This is a genomic window from Pseudonocardia oceani, from assembly GCF_019263585.2.
GTDB classification, from domain to species: domain Bacteria; phylum Actinomycetota; class Actinomycetes; order Mycobacteriales; family Pseudonocardiaceae; genus Pseudonocardia; species Pseudonocardia oceani.
Window position 1 is genome coordinate 412,543 of sequence record NZ_JADQDF010000001.1, and the last position, 18,213, is coordinate 430,755.

General features: G+C 68.1%; 14 protein-coding genes, 5 pseudogenes and 2 other annotated features. Of the genes and pseudogenes, 6 read left to right on the plus strand and 13 right to left on the minus strand.

The features are described from left to right. Positions 1-93: 93 nt before the first annotated feature. Positions 94-1,119 (plus strand): ABC transporter ATP-binding protein, encoded by a 1,026-nt coding sequence (locus I4I82_RS01995; RefSeq protein ID WP_225920474.1) that lies wholly within the window; start codon positions 94-96, stop codon positions 1,117-1,119. 312 nt (positions 1,120-1,431) lie between these two features. Here the strand turns inward: I4I82_RS01995 and I4I82_RS02000 are convergent. The 3 genes and pseudogenes from I4I82_RS02000 to I4I82_RS02010 all read right to left on the minus strand — a co-directional run. Continuing rightward, positions 1,432-1,673 (minus strand): annotated as a pseudogene (locus I4I82_RS02000) (integrase core domain-containing protein); the annotation flags it as partial. A gap of 213 nt (positions 1,674-1,886) precedes the next feature. Further along, positions 1,887-2,174 (minus strand): annotated as a pseudogene (locus I4I82_RS02005) (IS30 family transposase); the annotation flags it as partial. Next, the gene (locus I4I82_RS02010; RefSeq protein ID WP_218589305.1) at positions 2,155-2,727 is read right to left on the minus strand and encodes a helix-turn-helix domain-containing protein; all 573 of its coding nucleotides are present in this window, start codon (positions 2,725-2,727) and stop codon (positions 2,155-2,157) included. The pseudogene I4I82_RS02005 and the gene I4I82_RS02010, both read right to left, overlap by 20 nt. 231 nt (positions 2,728-2,958) lie before the next feature. Here I4I82_RS02010 and I4I82_RS02015 point away from each other — a divergent pair. Next, positions 2,959-3,840 (plus strand): annotated as a pseudogene (locus tag I4I82_RS02015) (IS3 family transposase); the annotation flags it as partial. A gap of 448 nt (positions 3,841-4,288) precedes the next feature. Beyond that, positions 4,289-5,535: pseudogene (locus tag I4I82_RS02020) on the plus strand (IS3 family transposase). Continuing rightward, positions 4,570-4,698 (plus strand) — a sequence feature (AL1L pseudoknot). Its footprint overlaps the pseudogene before it by 129 nt. On the opposite strand, the gene I4I82_RS02025 reads toward I4I82_RS02020, so the two are convergent. The 3 genes from I4I82_RS02025 to I4I82_RS02035 form a co-directional block, all read right to left on the minus strand. Further along, entirely contained in the window at positions 5,491-5,730 is a 240-nt protein-coding gene (locus I4I82_RS02025) for a single-stranded DNA-binding protein (RefSeq protein WP_218595011.1), read from the minus strand. The pseudogene I4I82_RS02020 and the gene I4I82_RS02025 overlap by 45 nt on opposite strands. A gap of 380 nt (positions 5,731-6,110) precedes the next feature. Beyond that, a complete protein-coding gene (locus tag I4I82_RS02030; protein WP_218594565.1) occupies positions 6,111-7,712 on the minus strand; it encodes a ParB/RepB/Spo0J family partition protein in 1,602 nt (533 codons plus the stop codon). Positions 7,713-7,940: 228 nt separating this feature from the next. Then, positions 7,941-9,242: an IS110 family RNA-guided transposase gene (locus tag I4I82_RS02035; protein ID WP_226369827.1), complete on the minus strand. Its 1,302-nt coding sequence runs from the start codon at positions 9,240-9,242 to the stop codon at positions 7,941-7,943. On the opposite strand from I4I82_RS02035, the gene I4I82_RS02040 reads away from it, so the two are divergent. After that, complete coding sequence (locus I4I82_RS02040) at positions 9,132-10,394, plus strand: IS256 family transposase (RefSeq protein ID WP_225920475.1); 1,263 nt, start codon at positions 9,132-9,134, stop codon at positions 10,392-10,394. The genes I4I82_RS02035 and I4I82_RS02040 overlap by 111 nt on opposite strands. Before the next feature lie 6 nt (positions 10,395-10,400). On the opposite strand, the gene I4I82_RS02045 is transcribed toward I4I82_RS02040, so the two are convergent. Next, positions 10,401-10,697 (minus strand): hypothetical protein, encoded by a 297-nt coding sequence (locus I4I82_RS02045; protein WP_218595013.1) that lies wholly within the window; start codon positions 10,695-10,697, stop codon positions 10,401-10,403. 1,367 nt (positions 10,698-12,064) lie between these two features. Between I4I82_RS02045 and I4I82_RS02050 the strand changes: the two genes are divergently transcribed. Further along, entirely contained in the window at positions 12,065-12,331 is a 267-nt protein-coding gene (locus I4I82_RS02050) for a helix-turn-helix domain-containing protein (RefSeq protein ID WP_226369828.1), read from the plus strand. Between the two features lie 86 nt (positions 12,332-12,417). Beyond that, positions 12,418-13,536: a site-specific integrase gene (locus tag I4I82_RS02055; protein WP_218591921.1), complete on the plus strand. Its 1,119-nt coding sequence runs from the start codon at positions 12,418-12,420 to the stop codon at positions 13,534-13,536. Positions 13,537-14,044: 508 nt separating this feature from the next. Here I4I82_RS02055 and I4I82_RS02060 read toward each other — a convergent pair. The 6 genes and pseudogenes from I4I82_RS02060 to I4I82_RS02085 form a co-directional block, all read right to left on the minus strand. Then, positions 14,045-14,266, minus strand: a complete 222-nt coding sequence (locus tag I4I82_RS02060) for a hypothetical protein (RefSeq protein ID WP_218595014.1) — start codon at positions 14,264-14,266, stop codon at positions 14,045-14,047. Between the two features lie 400 nt (positions 14,267-14,666). Then, positions 14,667-15,452 (minus strand): bifunctional DNA primase/polymerase, encoded by a 786-nt coding sequence (locus I4I82_RS02065; RefSeq protein ID WP_225920848.1) that lies wholly within the window; start codon positions 15,450-15,452, stop codon positions 14,667-14,669. Next, a pseudogene (locus tag I4I82_RS02070) lies at positions 15,449-15,769 on the minus strand (integrase core domain-containing protein); the annotation flags it as partial. The pseudogene I4I82_RS02070 and the gene I4I82_RS02065, both read right to left, overlap by 4 nt. A 7-nt stretch (positions 15,770-15,776) precedes the next feature. Beyond that, positions 15,777-17,171 (minus strand): IS30 family transposase, encoded by a 1,395-nt coding sequence (locus I4I82_RS02075; RefSeq protein ID WP_218595016.1) that lies wholly within the window; start codon positions 17,169-17,171, stop codon positions 15,777-15,779. Further along, entirely contained in the window at positions 17,123-17,875 is a 753-nt protein-coding gene (locus tag I4I82_RS02080) for an IS3 family transposase (RefSeq protein WP_218595017.1), read from the minus strand. The genes I4I82_RS02075 and I4I82_RS02080 overlap by 49 nt, the downstream gene beginning before the upstream one ends. Beyond that, positions 17,783-17,914: a sequence feature (AL1L pseudoknot), on the minus strand. Its footprint overlaps the gene before it by 93 nt. Beyond that, complete coding sequence (locus I4I82_RS02085; protein ID WP_218595018.1) at positions 17,872-18,198, minus strand: transposase; 327 nt, start codon at positions 18,196-18,198, stop codon at positions 17,872-17,874. It overlaps the preceding feature by 43 nt. Before I4I82_RS02085 ends, I4I82_RS02080 begins: the two co-directional genes overlap by 4 nt. Positions 18,199-18,213: the final 15 nt, after the last annotated feature.

The window sequence follows — 18,213 nt, forward strand, 5'->3', positions numbered from 1 at the left end:
ACCTCCCGAGATGGTCGGACCGTCTGGTGACCGTCCGTGCGCGGAGGCTACACATCCCGTCACGATGACATGAACGGTCGAGGCCTCGAGAGCATGGACCGCTCGACTGCGCCATTCGGGGTAGGGCAGGATGCGCCCACTCGGCCGTCCACTCGTACGGGCCGGTCGGCCGTGGGAGCCATCGGAGGTCATCTCGTGCCCGACAGCGCAGCGCCCGACATCCGGTTCGAGAACATCTCGACCTCGCTGGGTGGCGAGGTCGTCCACCAGAGGTTGCGGGCGGAGTTCCCAGCCGGCCAGATCACCGTACTGATGGGTCCCTCCGGAGGGGGCAAGACCACCCTGGTCCGTCATCTGGTCGGTCTGGTCCCCCCCGACACCGGGCGGGTCCTGGTCGGTGGACGATCGGTGTGGGATCTCGACCCGAAGTCGTTGAAGGCACTGCGCGCGGAGATGGGCGTGCTGCTGGGTGGGGCCACCCTGTTCGAGCCGTCCGTGTTCGGGTCGCAGACGGTGCGCGAGAACCTCGCCCTGCCACTGCACCTGCAGAACGTGGACGAGGAGTCGATTTACGCCACCACGGCCTGGTGGCTGCGGACACTGGGCCTCGACACTGTCGCCGACCAGCTACCCGAACAGCTCTCGGCCCGCATGCGGCGCCGGGTCGCGCTGGGCGCCGCGATGGTGGGAGGCAGGCCGCTCATCGTCCTCGACGATGTCGACCTCGGCCTGGATGCCCCCACCACCGCGCGCACCGTCCAGGCCATCCTGACCAGCCAACGGCGCAGCGGCGCGACGATGCTCATCACCACCCACGACATCGACCTCGCCAAGGCGTTCGACGGACGACTGGCCGTCCTCGCGAACGGGCGGATCGTGGCGAACGGGCCGGTTGGCGAGCTGCTGACCGGCATAGACGGTGCCGAGCAGTTCGATCGCCGGTTCCACGTACTCGACTGGATGGGACCGCCGATGCCCGAGGCGGAGCCGCCGCACAACCGGTATCGCGAGCTGACGTTCGACCCCCAGCTCCTGATCACGGCCGCCATCGCTCTTGCGGTGATCCTCGCCGTCGTCCTCGCCCTGCGCGCAACCGCCGGCGGGCCGCTCAGCCCATAATCGGCCTGCAACTCGGGTGTCGTCCGACCCCGAATACCTACCCGGCATGGAATCGTTCGCCGGAACTTCACAGCCGAGGCACCTGCGGGGCTCAGCCGCTCGACTGTGCAAGCTACGTCGCGCGACTTCAGGCCGAGCAACCTCTGCTCGTCATCAGTAGGTGCGACTGCTGCGATTCGCCCGTGGCGCTCGTGACCGTCACGCCACAAATCCTGAGATGGACATCGCTGTCAGCGATCTCGGTGACGTCCACGTCCATGAATGCGGCGGCGGGACTGCTGACGATCTGGTTGACACTCTTGGTGAGTGAGTTCAGGCCGCGTCAGCGGCCGCGTGGTGGATGGTCTCGTACTCGATCGGGGTGAGCCTGCCGAGGCGGCGTTGGCGCCGGCGGCGGTGGTAGGTGCGCTCGATCCAGGTGATGATCGCCAGTCGAAGCTCCTCCCTGCTGCTCCAGGTCGCCGGTTCAGGACGTTCTTCTGCAGCAACGCGAAGAACGACTCCATGGCCGCGTTGTCCCCGGCCGCGCCGACCCGCCCAATCGACCCGACCAGGGGCCGGTGGATTCGAGCGACCGTCGCAACGATGACCGGATCTTGGTGCCACGAGGCCACCCATGAGCGCGGCGGGTGTTCGTCACCCGAGCGTCTTGCGCGGGCGGTGGTTGAGACGGTCCTCGACCGCGCGCAGAGGGCCGAGACCGTGAGCCGATAGTCGGTGCCTTTCGGGAAGTACTGGCGCAGCAGGCCGTTGGTGTTCTCGTTCGTGCCGCGCTGCCACGGGCTTGCCGGGTGGGCGAAGAAGATGCCTTCGCGGAACTGCTCGATGAGCAGGTGATGGTGGGCCATCTCCGAGCCCTGCTCCCAGGTCAACGTCAGCCGCGCCTGCGGAGCCAGGCCCGACAGCGCTGCGATGAGCGCAGCACGCAACTGCTCGGCGCTGTGTCCGTGGGGGAGGTGGATCAGGCGCAGGTAGCGGCTGGACCGCTCTACCAGCGTCCCGATCGCCGAGCGACTCATCCGGCCGACGATGAGATCACCTTCCCAGTCCCCGATCCGTCCGCGCTCCTCGACCGCGGCGGGTCGCTGTCGATGAGCGCCGCCGGCGCGATGAACCGGGTCTGCCGCTGGTGGGCTCGGCGACGTCGCTTCCGTAGCGGTCGCCCGGTCCGCAGCCGGCGGGTGAGTTCCTGCTCAGGCCACCTTTACCGCCGTGGTAGAGGCCTTGGTGGATGGTCTCGTGGCACAGATGCCAGTCGCGGCAATCGGGGTGCGCGATGCGCAGGTGGGCCGCGATCTGTTCGGGGCTCCATTCCAGCTCGAGCTTGGCCTGGACCAGCCGGCGCAGCTCGGGATCGCGGATCAGCCGAGTGCGTCGCACCCGGCGGGCCCGCTGCCGGGCGCGGGCATGGGCGAGGTCGGCGTCGTAGACGTTGTAGTCGTGGCGCAGCAGGTTGCGGTGCAGCTCCCGGCTCACCGTCGACGCCGCGCGTTCGATCCTCCGCGCGATCTCACGCACTCCGACGCCTTGTGCGCGCAGCGTGGCGATGCGCTGGCGCTCCAGCAGGGACAGGTACCGGTTCGACCGCGCAGAGTCGGCCACCCGCACCCGTGGCACGCCGCCGTTCTCCGCCCGCCACCGACCGCGGCCAGCGCAGCGACGTGCCCACGACCGCGGAGGTCGAGGAGCTGCGTCGGCTCCGGAAGGAAAACGCCGAGCTGCGCCGAGCGAATGAGTTTTTGAAGGCGGCGAGTGCTTTTTTCGCCCAGGAGATGGACCCGACAAAGAGGCGATATTGAAAGCCGTCGGCCATCTCCGTGACCGGTTCGGGTCGACCCGGTCCTGCGGGTCCTCGGCATCGCCGCCTCGACGTTCTATGGCTGGCTCGACCAACAACGGAACCCGTCGGCGCGGCGCCGGGATGATGAGCAGTTGCTCGCCGAGATCCTCGCAATTCACGACCGCTCAGGTGGCACCTACGGTTCTCCGCGGATCCACGCGATCCTGCGCCGCCGTGGGGTGCACGTCTCGCGTAAGCGGATCGAGCGATTGATGCGCGAGCACGGCCTGCAGGGAGCGTTCCTGCGCAAGAAGTGGCGCACCAGCTCGACCAGGCAGAACCCCGCCGCGACACCGGCTCCGGACCTGGTCAGCCGGGACTTCACCGCGCCGGCGCCGAACCGGCTCTGGGTCGCCGACGCGACTCGGATCCCGTGCGGGCAAGGCGTGTTCTGGCTGGCCGCGGTCCGGGACGCGTTCTCCAACCGGATCGTCGGGTGGCGGTGCTCGGACCGCTGCGACACCGACCTCATCCTCGGCGCGCTCGAGTATGCGGTGTGGTCACGCGGTATCCGTGAGGGCCAGGTCGTTCACCATTCGGACCGCGGCTCGAATTACACGTCGCTGCGATTCGGACAGCGACTCGACGACCACGGCATTCTCGCGTCGATGGGTTCGGTCGGGGATTCCTACGATAATGCGCTGATGGAGAACTTCTTCTCCACCCTGAAAACCGAGCTCGTCTATCGGAGGTCGTGGCGGACACGGGACGAAGCGGAGAACGCGCTGTTCGCCTACATCGACGGCTGGTACAACACCGAACGCATCCAGGCCCGGCTCGGCTGGTGCTCACCAGACGAGTACGAAGCGGCCTGGCATGCTCACACCGACAATCACCCAGCGGCTGCGGCCGCCGAACCTGACCCGGCCGCCGCCAGGTAGCCGACACTCCGGGCTACCGGGGGAACCTCACGACATCCAACTGCCGCTTCCGACCACGCCTGCCTGTGTTCAGGTATGTAGACGCAGTGCGCCGCAGTCACCGCCAGGCGTCCAGAGTTTGAAGCCACCACCGACGCGGTGCAGCTCCTCCCCGCCGAGATCAGCTGCGCCACCGCCGGCTGCACTGACACTTCCTCCGTCACCCGCTGCGTCGCCGACATTGCAGTAGGTCCAGCAGCGCTCGGCGTTCCGATCGGCGACACCCGACCGGGCGCGCCCCAGACACATGCAGGCTTGCCGACGACGGCGGCGACGGTCATCACGGCCGTGACCCGTGCTGCTCGATTCACGGTGTCAACGGCGGCTGAAAGTTGATCGTTGAGCGACCCCGTCGACTGTCCCGTCCCGGGTTTGATGGAGAGCATCAAGCCTGGAGGATGATCGACCGATGGCCGCCCCGAGGAAGTACCCCGACGAGCTGCGGGAACGAGCGATCCGGCTCGTGCTCGACGCGAAGGCCGCCCCGGACGGCGGCGGCGGGAACGTCTACAAGCGCATCGGCGAGCAGCTGGGGATTAACCCGGAGACGTTGCGCGGCTGGGTGAAGCAGGTCGAGATCGACAACGGCAGCAGGCCGGGCACGACCACCGACGACGCGACGCGGCTGGCGGAGCTGGAACGTGAGGTTCGGGAGCTGCGGCGGGCGAACGCCATTCTGAAGTCGGCCTCGGCTTTCTTCGCGGCGGAGCTCGACCGCCCCAACAGGTAGTCCTCGACTACATCGAGGCGAACAAGACCGAGTTCGGGGTCGAGCCGATCTGCGCGGTATTGAAGGACGCAGGCGTGAAGATTGCCCCGAGTACTTTCCATGCGTCGAAGAAGCGGCCGCCGTCGGAGCGCTCGCTTACCGATGCCGAGAATTTGAACGAGATCGAGCGAGTGCACCGCGACAACTTCAGCGTCTACGGCAGCCGGAAGGTGTGGGCTCAGCTGCGCCGCCAAGGAGGGGTCAACGGTCGCCAAGTGGCACGCTGCACCGTCGAGCGGCTGATGCGCCGCAACGGCCTGCGCGGGGTGTCCCGCCTGCGGGTGCCGCGCACCACGGTGCGAGCCAAGGGACAGGACCTGCGGCCGGACCTGGTCGACCGGGACTTCACCGCGCCCGCACCGAACCGGCTGTGGGTCGCCGACATCACCTACATCCGCACGTTCTCCGGCTGGGTATACGCCGCCTTCGTCATGGACGTGTTCTCGCGCCGCATCGTGGGATGGCAGCTGTCGCGCAATCTATACACCAAACTCGCCCTGGACGCCTTGAACATGGGGATCTGGACCCGGCAGCGCGCGGGTGCAGATCTCTCCGAATTGATACATCATTCGGACCGTGGCGTGCAATATGTCGCCGTGCGCTACGGCGAGCGACTCGCGGAAGTCGAAGCAGTGGCATCGGTGGGGTCGGTCGGCGATTCCTACGATAATGCGATGGCGGAGGCGTTCAACTCGCTGTTCAAGGCCGAGCTCGTGCGGAATCGGGGCCCGTGGCGCGGGATCGACGACCTCGAGCTGGCGGTCGCGGAGTACATCGACTGGTACAACCATCGCCGTCTCCACGGCGAGCTCGGCCTGATCCCACCCGCCGAGCACGAGGCGCTACACGCCGACACGAGCACCGCCCGGCAGCCCGCCGGAGCGTGAGAACCGAGCCTCCATCAAACCCGGGACTTGACAGACCCGGTGGAACACCGAGGGCAGGTCGGTCCAGGTGCCGGTCTGCCGGTTGAGCCGGCGGCGGTTGGTCGCGACGGTGAAGGTGGCGACCGGGACCCCCGAGCGGGAGAACCGCAGTTCGGGCTTGTCGGTGATGTTGCCGTGGATGGTGAGCTTGTTCATCAGGGTCTCCAGGTGGTGGTTGTGGGTGACGCGGCCCTGGCCTCAGCGCGGCGCGGGTGGGGTCCCGCAGGGACGGCGGGGGTTGCGGGCTCGTCCGAGCGGGTGGGAACGCCGCCAGGCGTCCGAGCGCAGCGAGGCCCGTCCCACCCGCTCGGACCGGGTCCGGGGTTCATCGCCGCTCGCCTCGCCCGTGCTGTGCTGACCTTCGGGCGTCTCCTGGCGAGCACCAGGCCTCGGAGGCAGTGATGCACACGCTCACTTCGGCATTGCTGGCAAGACTCGTGCAGCCGGCCGGGGCCGTGACCTCTCGCGCTTCGTCTCGCCATGACGGCTGACGTGCCTGATGGGCCGCCCCGGAGAGCGACCCACCAGGCCTGCTCTCAGTCGGTCGTCGGCGTCTCCGGCTCGGCGAGTTCATCGCCTCCGGCGGAATCACTGTCGGCGCCCGGTGCGGGTTCGTCGACTGCGTCCGGGTGCGGGCCCTCGGGGTCAGCGAGGACGAGCTGTTCGACCGTCGAGAGCGGGTAGCCCCACTGGCTCAGGGCAGTGAAGTAGGCCCGGTGGTCCGAGGTCGGGTTGCGCCAGGTCTGCCGGTCGGTGGCGTCCTCCGCCGCGCCGAGCAGCACCGCCAACGCCAGCATCGTCGCCCGCGGGGTGGCCGCCGTGGCCGCGGCCTCGGTGATCGGGTTCTTTCGGCCGGGGTAGACGCTGCCGACCGGGGCCATTCCGAGCAGTTCACATGCGCTGGGGTGGCCGGACTCCATCGCCCGGCGCAGGTCGTGCCCGGCGCGGGCGAGGGTGACCGCCAGATACGTCACCGCGTCCTTGGGTGCGGTGCGGCGGGCGAGGAACCCGCGCAGCCAGTCGCGGCGCACCGTGGTCGCGGAGTCCCATTCCCGGTTGTTCGCGATGACCAGTCGCCGCTGCGCCTTCTCCTGCTCGCTCATCGCCCCCGTTCGGGACCTGCCGGTGTGGGCGGTCGACTGGTCCCAGCGGGCGATGTGGCCGTGGGTCTCGGGGTCGGTGCACCAATGGGTGACCCGGACCTGGGGCTGGCGGTCCCAGCCGCGGCGGATCTCCACCTGCGCGGCGTGGCCCGGGCAGGATGCGTGCTGCTCGGCGGTGAGTTCGGTCCCGCTGGGCAGGTCCGCGTTCGCCCGGAGCCCGCTGATCTGTGCTGCTCCCCCGGTGGCGTCCGGGTCGAGGATCGACACCCCGGCGGTGGTGAGTTCGGCGACCTGCTCGGCCACCATGGCGGCGTCGGTGCGGTCGTCGCGTAGCCGCTGCGCGACGTGCTCGAACTGGGTGGGCTCCTTGGCCGCGGTCACCGTCAGGACCTTGGCCGCCTCGACGCCGGCGTCGGTGCCGTCGTCGAACTCCGCGATCACCGCGACCTGGTCCAGCGTCACCTCGTAGCAGTCCAGGACCGCCGCGGCGAGTTCGCTGCGCGCGACCGCGGCGGTGGCTTTCACCCGCGGGGTCGGGACGTGGGTGCGGCGGGCGATCTGACCGGCGGTCAGCCCGAGGTCGAGCAACTGCTGATGGGCCCGCACCTCATCGGCCTCGCTCGTGCCGGCGCGGTGCTGGTTCTCCTCCAGCTGATCGACGATCCGCTCGATCCGCCCCTCCGTCCCGACCGTGTCGGTGTCGGTGTCGTCGTCGGGGGTGCCGGGTTCGACGAGGACCGGGACGCTCGGGCGTCCGGTCTCGACCGCAGCAAGGGTGCGGCGCTTGCCCTTGCGCACCACCAACGCGCCGTCGGCGCGGCGGCGGACGGTGATCGGCTCCCGCACGCCGCGGTCGGCGATCGAGCGCAGGAACGGCTTGTCCAGTGCGACTTCGCGGCGGACGTTGGCGCCGATCACCAGCGTGGTGGGGTCGACGACGAGCAGTTCGCCCCACGTGTCGGTGCTCGGCTCGGGTGGGGGCGTGTGGTCCGGGTCGTTATCGCGTGTGGTCGGGCGGGCGTCGGTGATCGTCACGAGGTGCTCCTCGAGAGGGCCGAGTGGGCTCGGCGCTGCAGGTGCCCGGCGGATGCGGGGCGCACTCGACCAGGGCAGCGACTACCGGACGGGACGGGGCGTTCTGCTTGCGCCGACCGGCGCGTCGACGGCCAATGCCTCTAATCCGAAAATGACGTAGGGACGGGCGAACGGGATCACCGGCTCGGTCTCGTGTCGTGCCGTGTCGGGGACGGGCGTAGGGGTTGTTCAGGCGGCGGGTTCGAGGGTGACCTTGTAGCCGAGGGCTTCGAGTTGGCGGACGTGGGCGCGCTTCTTGCGTTCCGGGCCGATGCGGTGGGAGTAGAAGTCTGATCCGAGGTCGTGGAAGCGGGCATCGGGGTCAGATAGCAGGTGCCAGACGATGACCAGGATGGAGCGCCCAACCGCGACGACGGCCTTCTTCTTGCCTCGGCGCCGGGCGATGCGCCGGTAGCGTTCTCCGAGGAACGTGTCGGTGCGGCTCGCGGCCACGGCGGCCTCGCCCAGAGCGCGGGCCAGGTAGGGGTTGCCGTGCCCGGTGGATCCGCGGCCCTTGTTCTTGCCCGCGGATTCCTTGATCCCGGGGGCGAACCGGGCCCAGGAGCACAGGTGCGCGGCGGTGGGGAACCTGGTCATGTCGAGCCCGATCTCGGCGATCATGGCGTGCGCGGCGGTGCGCCCGACACCGGTGATCTCATCGAGGCGCTCCACCGCATGGGCGAAAGGGGCGACCAGCTCCTCGATCCTGGTTTCGACCGCGGCGATGTCGGCGCTGGTCTCATCGATGCGGGCCATCATGGTGCGCAGCAGGAACGCGTGGTGGTCGTTGAAGCGTCCGACGAACGCCTCCTCCAGCAAAGGGATCTTGCGGCGCATGCTGGCCCGGGCCAGTTGCGCGAGCGTTGTCGGGTCGCGTTTCCCGGCCAGCAACGCGGCCATCATCTCCCGCCCGGAGACCCCGAAGATGTCCGAGGCCACCACGGACAGTTTGATCTGGGCGTCTTCGAGGAGCTTCTCCACCCGGTTCTTCTCCGCGGTGCGCACGCTGACCAGGTCGACGCGGTAGCGGGTCAGATCCCGCAGCAGCCTGATCTGCGGGGGTGGGACGAAACTGGGGCGCAGCATTTGGCGCTCGGCGACCTTGGCCAGCCACACCGCGTCGAGCCGGTCGGTCTTGGGTCGTCCGGGCAGGTGCTTGACGTCCCTGGCGTTGACCAGCCACGGGTCCAGACCGGCGGCTTCGAGCCTGTCAGATGGTCTGTGTAACAAGATCCTCTTGAGTTGAGGAGTACACAGATGTCCGTGATCGATGATCAGGATGTGCATCCGCTCGGAGCCGCCCCCTCGGTCGGTGCCGAGCCCGAGACGGCCCGTGACGCCGTGAACCGGATGGTCGATGCCGGTCTGCTCGACGGGCTGATGTCCAAGGTGGATGCCGGTGAGCTCGCGCTGACCGGTGACGGGGGCTTCCTCCCCGAGATGATCAAAGCGGTCCTCGAGCGTGGCCTGGCCGCCGAGCAGACCGCTCACCTGGGCTACGAGCGTGGCGACCCGGCCGGGCGCGGGACCCCGAACTCCCGCAACGGGTCCACCCCGAAGACCCTCGCGACCGAGGTCGGCGACGTGGCGCTCGACGTGCCGCGGGACCGGGCCGGAACCTTCGAGCCACGGCTGGTCCCGAAGGGGTCACGGCGCACCGGCGGCCTCGACGAGATGATCGTCTCGCTCTACGCGGGCGGGATGACGGTGCGCGACATCAGCCACCACCTGGCCCGCACGCTGGGCACCGAGCTGTCCCACGACACGATCTCCAAGGTCACCGACTCGGTGCTCGAGGAGGTCAAGCTCTGGCAGTCCCGCCCGCTGGAGGAGATCTACCCGATCGTCTACCTCGACGCCCTCATGATCAAGGTTCGGGACGGGCACCAGGTCCGCAACCGGGCCGCGCACATCGCCGTCGGCGTCGACCTCGACGGCGTCAAGCACGTCCTGGGCATCTGGGTCCAGGCCGCCGAGGGTGCGAAGTTCTGGGCCGGAGTGTGCGCCGAGCTGCGCAACCGCGGCGTCCGGGACGTGATCATCGTGTGCTGTGACGGGCTGTCCGGGTTCCCGGAGGCGATCGAGGCGACCTGGCCGCAGTCGATCGTGCAGACCTGCACGGTGCACCTGCTGCGGGCGGCGATGCGGTTCGTGTCCTACTCCGACCGCAAGAAGGTGGCCGCGGCGCTCAAGCCGATCTACACCGCCCCGACCGACGAGGTCGCCCGCGTGGAGCTCGACGCGTTCGCCGCCTCCGACCTCGGGCGCCGCTACCCGGCGGCGGTGATGACCTGGACGAACGCGTGGGAGCGGTTCATCCCGTTCCTGGCGTTCCCACCGGAGTTGCGGCGGATCATCTACACGACGAATGCGATCGAGTCGCTGAACTACCAGCTCCGGAAGATCATCAAGAACCGTGGTCACTTCCCGAACGACGACGCCGCGATCAAGCTGCTCTGGCTCGCCATCCGCGATATCGAGGACAAGCGAGCCCGGGCACGGGAGAAGGAGAAGGGGCTGCCCGCCCACGCCCGCCGAGCGTCTGGCCGACTCGTCGAAGGAGCCGTCGTCCAGGGCTGGAAACAGGCCCTCGGCGCCCTCGCCCTGACCTACCCCGAACGCCTCAGCCCCTACCTGTCCTGACAATTTCTAGATCGACTTACACAGAGATCTTGACAGGCCCGCGGCTTCGAGCAGGTAGAACACCGGTTTCCAGTAGTCCGAGGTCGCCTCCATCACCACCCGGGTCACACCCAGCACTCGGAGCCGGTCAGCCAGGCCCAGCAACGAGCGCGTCATCGTCGAGTACGTCGCGATCTCCTGAGCGCGTCGGCCGGGCTTGTCGGGGTTGGGCACCCGGACACACGCCACCAGCTCAGCCTTACCGATATCGAGCGCCGCGACCCGCTCGATGATCTCCTCGGTGTCCTCGCTGTCCTGCAGCATCGCCATCCTCCTTGTCGGGCAAGGCGGCTGCCCGCAGGAGCTGCGCGGGAACAGGCGAATCTAATCCGCGTGCTCGAAGCAACACAGGGCCCACAGGGCAGCTCCCAGCGCCCGACTAGCTGACGACCTCCCACGGGCCATAGAGCGACGGCGTCTGCGGACAGCCGAGACCCATTTTCAGCCCGGAACGGGCCGCCCACCAGGGGGAACGGAGACTAGTAGGGACTCTCGGCCGCAGGTTCACCCGGGCGGCAGCGAGCAGGTTCATCGCCCGACGAACGGACGGCGCTGCCAGTGTGCCCAGCCCCGCACCGACACTGCGTTCGCCGACGCTCTGCCGATGACCGGGGTCCCGGCCCGGCGCGTGCACGGGCTTGTCGAGGTGCGGGGTCCGGTCGACGGCCGCGTCAATGCTGTCGTCGCGCTGACCCGCGAGGACGTGCAAGTCGCTTCCGGCCAGTTCGCAATCGCGATCTCACTCGCATTGGACGGGCGGTCGGCCTTCGGCCCGATGCGATGTCGGGCAGAGCCACACCCCTACGCTGACCGCGCGGCATGGCCGGGCCCCGGTTACGTCCCTCAGCGCGAGGTGCCCTCGTCCTCGCCGTCTGGAACGAGGAACGGCTGAGCGAGGTCGTACGCCGTGGTCTGCCGGATCCCCGTGAGTCGCGCAATCGCCGGCCAGGAAAGCCGGCCCCGGCGGTGAAGTTCCGCAAGCAGACGCCCTGTCCGTTGCCGGCCGGCACGTCGAACCTCCTCCGACCGCTGCACCGCATCGACCAGCTGGTCGTCGGTCAGACCACGGAGATCATCAGACGGTCCATCGTCCGCAGCCGGAGTTATCCCCATATAAGCAGTAGACCCTTGGCGCCTTTCGGATTCCGAAAGACTGACGGGATGTACAACGAACAGAGAGCCACAGGCAGCGTGTTCAACGTCCACGTGACGCGGCCTGACGACATTGGCGCAGCCGAGATCGTCTTCGCCGATCAGCAGCGCGCTTGCGACTACGCAGCAGACCGCTCACGAGATCATCGGGTCTCTTCGGCTTTGGTGACCCGCTTCGTGGTCGGTCAACTAGGACGCGCCATTCCGTGGCCTGGTACGTCGACGGCGTCGAGCAGCCACAACGGTTCGACAGGCAGCTCTATCCCGTGGACGGCCACGACCACGGTTCGACCACGCCTCGTGCCGGCCCGACGTGAAGCCAACCTGGCGTCCACAGCCGATCGGGCTACTTCGGTGAAGAACGGCACAGGAGCAAGAAGCTCGCTGTCATGGAGAGCCGACTGCGGTGCCGGCGGCGTGGATCAGTCTCGGATCGATCTCGATCGCCCTGGCTTGCTCGACCACGGAGGGCGCACGGCGTGACCACAGGAGTGGGGATCGTCGGCGCACGTCAGCTACTCGCGACGGCGCCGCTCGACCGGCGCCTGCCCCCCGGAGGCACCTACATGTCTGCACTGGAACTCCTCACCCTCAACCAGGTCGCGGAGCGCCTTCAGGTGTCGCGGTGGACGGTTTACCAGCTGATCTGGGCCGGCGACCTTCCCAGCATCCACCTGGGTCGATGCCACCGGGTGCGCGCGCGGGACTTCGAGGACTTCCTCGACCGACTTGGAGGCGACACGTGACAACCTCCCATACCCCGCAAGGGGGACGCGGTCGCAAGCGAGGAAACGGCGAGGGCACCATCGCCAAGCGGTCCGACGGCCGATATGTGGCTGCGGCCTACGTCACCCGCCCCGATGGGAGTCGAGGCAGGAAGTGGATCTACGGAAGGACAAGAACCGAGGTCGCCGAGAAGCTCGCAGAGCTGTCTCAGCGCGCCAACGCCGGTGCGGTCATTCCCACGCGCACGCCAACGGTGTGGGAGTACCTGGACTACTGGCTCAGAGAGGTCGCAGAGCCCAAGCTCCGTCCGACGACCATGGCCAAGTACCGGTCGACGGTCGAGCTCTACCTACGACCCGGTCTCGGGAAGCGCAAGCTGGCAACGCTCTCCGTCCGTCACGTACAGGAGTTCCTCAACAGCCGGCGGGCGGTAGGCGACTCGGTTCCCAAGCTCCGCATGATGCGCGAGGTCCTGAGTTCGGCACTGGGGCGCGCGGTGAGGGAGGAACTCGTCACGCGCAACGTCGCTCAGCTGACAACGCTGCCCGAGGAGCACAGGGCGCGACGAACCGCGTGGACCGCATCCCAGGCGCGCATGTTCCTGACCGCCTCACGGGGAGATGGCGCGTACGTCGTGTTCGTCCTCGCGATGATCTACGGCTTGAGGCGGGGCGAGATCGCCGCGCTGAAGTGGGAGAACATCGACTTCTCAGCCGGACGGATCGGTGTCGAGGCGACGCTGATCCGTGTGAGCGGCAAACTCGTCAGAGGCCCCACGAAGACCCGTGCCGGCACGAGAACTCTTCCCCTGGTCTCCTTGGCCAGGAAGTCTCTCCACGCCCAAGCGGTCAGGCAGAGGGATCAACGGATCGACGCAGGCGATGATTGGGATGAGTCCGGCTACGTCTTCACTACGCGCAGCGGTCGTCCGATCGAGCCTCGGAACCTGTCACGTTCCTTCGACAGGATCGTCGCCGCCGAAGCACTGCCGAAGATCGTCTTTCACGACTTGCGCCGCACTGCGGCCACACTTCTGAAAGACCTCGGAGTGCCGGCGCGCGACGCGCAGATGATCCTCGGCCATGCCAACATCAACGTGACCCTCGGCATCTACAGCGAGGTGTTCGACAGTTCGGTCGTCGAGGCACTGGAGCGCATGGAAAGAGCTCTTGCCGACGACACCGATCCTGGTCCTGAACAGGAGCCCACGACCGGCCACAACTGACGGATGTCGCACGTGTTGTTGTCAAAAACTGTGTCAAACGCCCCCCACCGCGTGCGGTGGGGGGCGTTTGTGCTGGTGGGCGATACTGGGATCGAACCAGTGACCTCTTCGGTGTGAACTGCGGGCGGCGAGATCGCTGACGGCGTATCAGCTGATCAGCGAGTTGGTCGAGGTTGGTCGCGCTCGCTGACGGCAGCTGCAGTAGCTGTACTTTCGAGCTGTACTTCAGCATCGCTGGCCATCTGAACACCAGAACGATGGTGCAGGTGTTCCTGCACCCACGCTCGACTCCGGGCGCCTGGGCGTCGGCGGTGAACTCCCGGTCGTTCGCGCGTACGACGTGTGGTCCCCAGAACCGGGGTATCCGTTCGCAGCGGCCAATCGCGTGCCAGCGGGGCGTGTCCCGATAGGGCGAGCTTGGCGGTGTAGTCGGTGATTGAGCAGGAGCACGCCAGCCAGCCTGCACGAGGGTGGCCCGCTCCGGGTTGGGGTGGCCCACGGGATGCGCTCAGCGCGGACTGGTCTCGGTGCTGAGGTCCGCGAGCTCCTGCACGTCGTGCTGCAAAAGCGTGGCCAGGGAGGCAACCGCGTCGATGGCGAGGGCCATGTCGTCGCAGAGACCGGCGACGTGGATGTCGTCGCGGGTCCCGCAGACCTGGGCTTCGAGGACCGCAAGCCGAGTCGCGCGAGTGTCGGACTCGGTGATCTCGGTGGTGGCGGTGATGTTCATGAGGGCCTCCGGTGCTCGGCGTTGGGGGAACGCGGCACAGCCTCAGCACGCCGGGGCAGGGGTCCCGAAGGGACGGCGGGGGTTCTGGCTCGCCCATCCCGGTGTGATCGCTTCCTAACCGGCGACCGATGTCGGGTCCGCACGCGATCTCACCGGAATGGGTGGGCCGGGTTCATCGCCACTCGCCCCCGGCCCCGGTGTGCTGACCTCCGGGCGATCCACCTGAGCCGAGCGCCGGAGGCCCGACCCATCGCGTCGGCGAACCTTGGGGCCCGCGCCGGACCACCAACCCTGGGCCGATCCGAGGAGGGGGCTGAATGACAGCGATACCGTGCGAGGGGAAGGTGCATCCCGGGCCGGGCGGCACGCGGCTGACGCCCGGAGCTATGTCCGGTTGCCGTCATCGTCGAAACAGCGGGGGAATTGGGCGCCGTAGGCGAGTCCGTCGTGTACGTCGCGGTCGACCTGCGCGGCGGTGTAGCCGTCGACGCCGAGGGTAGCCGCGCGCCGCATCGGTGAGTGCAGCGTGGGCGGCGGTCGCGCTGAGGGCAGATCCTCCGACCCAGTGCCCGAGCCTGCGCGCCGCGCGGAGCAGCGTCTGGTGGCGGTGTCCGACGGTCGCCGCCGCGACGGCGGCGCATTCGCCGTCGACGACTGCACGCAGGTAGGCCTCGGCCCTGCCGTTGAGCAGCGGTGTCATCGACGAATGGCGAGGCGTCGGTGGGGCGGGTGTCGGCGCTGAGGTGAGCGCCGCCATCAGCCAGTTCGGAAGCTCTGCGACCGGGCGGGCTCTGACGACCCGGTAAATGCCTTCGGCGCGGACGGAGCCGGCCGCGATGACGTATCCGCCGAGGCCGCGGCTGTCCACACTGGCCCCGAGAACACTCTGAGTGTTGCGCAGTTGTACGCCGTCGGGCTGGCGGAAGTACAGGTGCAGCCCGCCCGGCGTCGCGACGGTGTGGGTGTCGGTGGGCGGCGGCTCGCCGGCTGCGGCCGCAAGCAGACGCAGCATGGCGTACCCCTCCCGCGTGCTAGCCCCCCGCGACAGTGCGCAGGCGCCACGCCGGACGTCGAGGTCGATGACGAGAAGTCCGGACCTTCCCGCACTGACGGCCACGTTCCACGGCATCGCCCGCCACCACGCGGTGATCTGGTCGAGGTCGGTAGTGAAGCGCCCCGGGTTCAGTGGAGGCTGGGTTCTCCCGAGACCGGAGTGTCTCGGTCTGGTTGGTGAGCGTAGTAGTTCTGTTCGTACTCGACCGGCGGCATGTTGCCGATCATGGAGTGCAGCCGGTCGGTGTTGAACCAGTGCACCCAGCTCGCCGTGGCCAGCTCGAGATCCTCGACCGCGCGGATCGGTCCGTCGCGACGGATGCACTCGGTCTTGTAGAGCCCGATCACCGATTCGGCCAGGGCGTTGTCGTAACTGTCGCCGACCGAGCCGATCGAGGCGATCGCGCCGGCCTCGGTGAGGCGGTTGCCGTATCGAATGGCGCAGTATTGCCCGGATTCAACCGGTGGTTGCAACACCGGCCTGTTGAGCCGATCGTAGCTGCTCAGCGAATGCCTCCGCCGGCGTCTTCCAGCCGAGTGTCTTGCGGGGCCGGGTGTTCAGCGCGTGAGCGACCGCCTCAACCTCCTCGGTGGACCACCGTGAAAGATCGGTTCCTTTCGGGAAGTACTGACGCAGGAGCCCGTTGGTGTTCTCATTTGTGCCGCACTGCCAAGGGCTATGCGGGTCGGCGAAGAACACCGGGATACCGGTCTCGACCTTGAACTGCAGGTGCGCGGACATCTCTTTCCCGCGATCCCACGTCAACGATCGCGCCAGTTGCTGAGGCAGTGTCGACATCGCCGTCGTCAACGCGTTCTTCATCGTGATCGCCCCATAACCGGCCAACGCAGGACCGTTCTTGATGGTGTGCTTGTGCCGGTAGCCTTCTTCGCGCGGCAGATGGATCAACATCGTGAACCGGGTCGACCGCTCGACCACCGTGCCGATCGCGGAACGCTCCAGCCCGATGATCAGGTCGCCTTCCCAGTGCCCAGGAACGGCACGGTCCTCGACCTCGGCAGGCCGTTCACTGATCAACGCCTCGGGTGTGACGTGCGCCCACGTCTTGCGACGCGACCGAGCTCGCGGAGCACGTAACGCTCGACCAGTGCGCAGACACAAGATCAGTTCCCGCTTGAGTGCGCCCCGGTCCTGGATGTAGAGGGCCTGGTAGATCGCCTCGTGGCTGATGCGCATGGACTCATCATCGGGGAAGTCAACGCTGATCCTGTTCGCGATCTGCTCCGGGCTCCACGCCTGCACCCACGCCCGGTCCTGGCGATGGGGCTTGTTCCGTCCCGTCCACCGGCCAATTTCCGGACCAGCGATCGTCTCGCCGTCAGGGGTGCTGATCTGCCCGGAAAGGCGCTCCTGCACGTAGGCGTGCAGGAGCGGATTGACGACCAGCTTCGCGGTCTTCGGGCGGCGCGCGGCGAGGTCGGCCTTCCACTGCGCCACCGACGCCCGGTAGTCGAGCCTCCCGCCCCGGGTCGCGGCGTTCCGTCGCAGCTCACGAGAAATCGTTCCGGGATCCCGCCCGACATCACGAGCGATCTCACGCACGCCCCTCCCCTGGGCGTTGAGTAGGGCGATCTCCTCCCGCTCAGGAAACGACAAATACTGACCTGACGGCAATCGCGGAACGAACGGACGCATGCCCCCAGCCTGGCGGTACCAGCGTGTCGCAACGGCCGGCGCCACGCCGATGACGGCCGCAGCCTGTTCAGCGCGGAGGCCCTTGGCGATCTCGGCCCAGAACGCCGTCTCGACATGACGCTGATACTTCGGATGGCCCGGTGACCTCAACTTCGGGCGCACCGCCCGATCTGCTGACTGCTGTCGACGAACCATCCAACACCTCCGTGCTTGGGGTGTTGCGACGACCGGTTGAATCCACCTTGACTGCCCGCGTCGCTGTGGTGGATCAACCCTTCGAGCCGCCCATCAGCAGTCTGACCTGCGCTGTCGCGAGTCCACAGCGCCATCTCCAGGGCGTCGAGCGGGAGCTCGGTGGGCATCGAGGCGGCGCAGCGCCACCCGACGATCCGCCGGGAGAACACGTCGGAGACGAACGCGGTGAACACCATCCCCGACCAGGTCGGCACGTAGGTCAGATCGACCACCCACAGCGCGTTCGGCCGCTCGGCCCGGAAGTTGCGGTCGACCAGATCCGGCGCCCGTGTGGCCTGTCGATCGGGCCGCGTGGTCAGCACCGGCTGCCCCCGGCGGAATCCGCGTAGGCCCAGATGTCGCATCAGCCGCTCCACCGTGCACCGGCCGACCGGGTGCCCGCCCGCGCCCGCGACGCCGTCACGGCGCAGTTGGTGCCACATCTTGCGGGCGCCGTAGACGCCGCGGCCCTTCCTCCGGTCCCAGAACGTGGCCTCGATCGTCTCGGCCAGGGCGGCATCGCAGAGCGCTCGCCGCGAGGGTGGGCGGGTCTTGGCCGCGTAGTAGCCGCTCGGGGCGATCGTTACCCCGTGTTGACTCAGCACGGCGCAGATCGGCTCGACCCCGAACAGGTCCCGGTGAGCGTCGATGTAATCGACGATCACCGCAGTCGGCGGTCGAGCTCCGCCGAGGCGAAAAACGCCGACGCGGTCTTGAGGATTTCATTCGCCCGCCGCAGCTCGGCGTTCTCGCGACGCAGCCGAATCAGCTCATCGCGGTCGCTGCTCGTCGTCCCCGGCGCGAGACCGTCGTCGATATCGGCCTGTTTGCACCAGCCCCGCAACGTGTCAGGCAAGATCCCCAGCTGGGGGCCGATCCGCTTACAGGCGGCGTTGACCGATAGGCCCGGCTCCTGCTGGCGAGCCTCCCGGACCATGCGCTTAGCCCGCTCACGCATCTCGTCGTTGAACTTCCTGGGTGCCGGCACGAAGACCACCTTCCC